2 protein-coding genes and 1 pseudogene are annotated in these 2024 nt (G+C 72.9%); 2 read left to right on the top strand and 1 reads right to left on the bottom strand.

What is annotated here, in order from left to right; translation table 11 throughout:
• Positions 1-282: pseudogene (locus tag AB0H87_RS41270) on the bottom strand (hypothetical protein); the annotation flags it as partial.
• A gap of 72 nt (positions 283-354) precedes the next feature.
• On the opposite strand from AB0H87_RS41270, the gene rpsD reads away from it, so the two are divergent.
• Both rpsD and AB0H87_RS41260 read left to right on the top strand, forming a co-directional pair.
• A complete protein-coding gene (gene rpsD, locus AB0H87_RS41265) occupies positions 355-963 on the top strand; it encodes a 30S ribosomal protein S4 (RefSeq protein ID WP_360159162.1) in 609 nt (202 codons plus the stop codon).
• Positions 964-978: 15 nt separating this feature from the next.
• Positions 979-2024 (top strand): M20/M25/M40 family metallo-hydrolase (locus tag AB0H87_RS41260; RefSeq protein ID WP_360159159.1); only part of this gene is annotated, 1046 nt, incomplete at its 3' end.

The raw sequence follows: 2024 nt of genomic DNA, 5'->3' as shown, positions 1-2024 counted from the left end.
GCACCGCCATGAACAGCAACGTGTTCCAGAGGGTCTGCCGGAACAGCAGGTCGCCGGCGATCGAGCGGTAGTTGTCGAGGCCTCGTCGGGGCCGGTCAGCGCCCGGTCGGCCGGCGAGTCGACGGCGACGAGCAGCAGCGGCGAGCCGGCCCGGTCGAGCGCGTGCCGGACCGCGTACGGGCCGGCGGCACCGGACGCCCGCCGGCTGACCTGGATCGTGCCCGGCACCTCTCCGGCGGCGAGGGCACGGGCGAGCGAGACGAGGTCGGTGGACTGCGTCATGTCTGCCTCCAGGGATGCGCGTTGCGGTTAGGTTAGGCTAACCTCTCGACGATTCCAACCACTGGAGGCAAGGTGAACCAGTCGCGGCCGAAGGCGAAGCTCTCCCGGGCGCTCGGCATCCCGCTGACGCAGAAGTGCGTCAAGTACTTCGAGCGCCGGCCGTACCCGCCGGGAGTGCACGGCCGCGCCCGCCGCAAGGAGACCGACTACAAGGTCCGGCTGCTGGAGAAGCAGCGCCTGCGGCACCAGTACAACGTCAGCGAGGTGCAGCTGCGGCGGGCGTTCGCCGAGGCGCACCGGGGCACCGGCAAGACCGGCGAGCGGCTGGTCGTCAGCCTCGAGTGCCGGCTTGACGCGCTGGTCCTGCGGGCCGGCTTCGCGCGCACGATCTACCAGGCGCGGCAGGCCGTCGCGCACGGCCACATCGCCGTCGACGGGCGCAAGGTCGACCGGCCGTCGTACCGCGTCGCGCCCTTCCAGACCATCGAGGTCCGCGACCGGAGCAGGGACAAGACCCCGTTCCACGTCGCCGCGGCCGGTGCACACGTCGGCGCGCGGACGGCACCGTACCTGTCGACCTCGATCGCGGACCTGCGTACGACGCTGATCCGGTTGCCCGAACGGGCCGAGATCCCGGTGCTCTGCGACGAGCAGCTAGTGGTCGAGTTCTACAGCCGCTGATGCGATGATGGCGCCGTGACCATCGACCTTCCCACGCCGGCGGAGGCGGCCGCGATCGACGCGGTGCCGCTGCGGCAGTGGCTGCGTGACCGCCGCGCCGACGTGCTCGCCGAGATCGGCGACTACGTCGGCGTGGAGACACCGAGCGACAGCAAGCCTCTCCTCGACCACGGCCTCGACTGGCTGACCGGGCGCCTGACGGCGGCGTTGGGAGATCCGGAGACCATTGCCCGCGTACGCTCCGCGACCCACGGCGACACGCTGGTGGCCGACTTCGCCGGCACGGGCCCGCGGCGCCTGCTGCTGCTCTGCCACTACGACACGGTCTGGCCGGCCGGCACGCTCGCCGAATGGCCGTTCACTGTGGACGGTGAGATCGCCCGCGGCCCCGGTGTCTTCGACATGAAGTCCGGGCTGGTCCAGGCGCTCTGGGCGATCCGCGCCCTGGACGCCGCCGGCCTGCCCCGCCCGCCGCTGCGGTTCGTGCTCAACGGCGACGAGGAGGTCGGCAGCATCACGTCCCGACCGGTCCTGGAGGGCGCCGCCGCCGGTGTCACCGCCGCGCTGGTGCTGGAGCCCGGCGTCGACGGTGCGCTGAAGACGGCCCGCAAGGGTCTCGGCCTGCTGCGGGTCGACGTCACGGGCGTCGAGGCGCACGCCGGCCTCGACCCGGACAAGGGCGCGAGCGCGATCGACGAGCTCGCCCGGGTGGTGCTCGCGCTGCGCGCGCTGGCGGACCTCGACCGGGGCACGAGCATCAACGTCGGCACGATCACGGGCGGCTCCCGGACCAACGTGATCGCCGGCCACGCTTCGGCCACTGTGGACGTGCGGGTGACCTCCCCGGCGGAGGCGGCCCGGATCGACGCGGCCCTGGCGGCGCTGCGGCCGAGCGACCCGCGCCTGCGGGTCACCGTCGACGGTGGCTGGAACCGGCCGCCGATGACGCGTACGCCGGGAATCGCCGCCATGGTCGACCTGGCCCGCACCCTCGCCGCGGGCCTGGGCCACGTACACCCTGATCCAGCTGGCGGTCTCACCCGGGAAGATCATCGCCGGTG

This window comes from Asanoa sp. NPDC050611 (assembly GCF_040654855.1).
Classification (GTDB): domain Bacteria; phylum Actinomycetota; class Actinomycetes; order Mycobacteriales; family Micromonosporaceae; genus Asanoa.
This window is presented reverse-complemented; position numbering and strand designations above follow the sequence as displayed.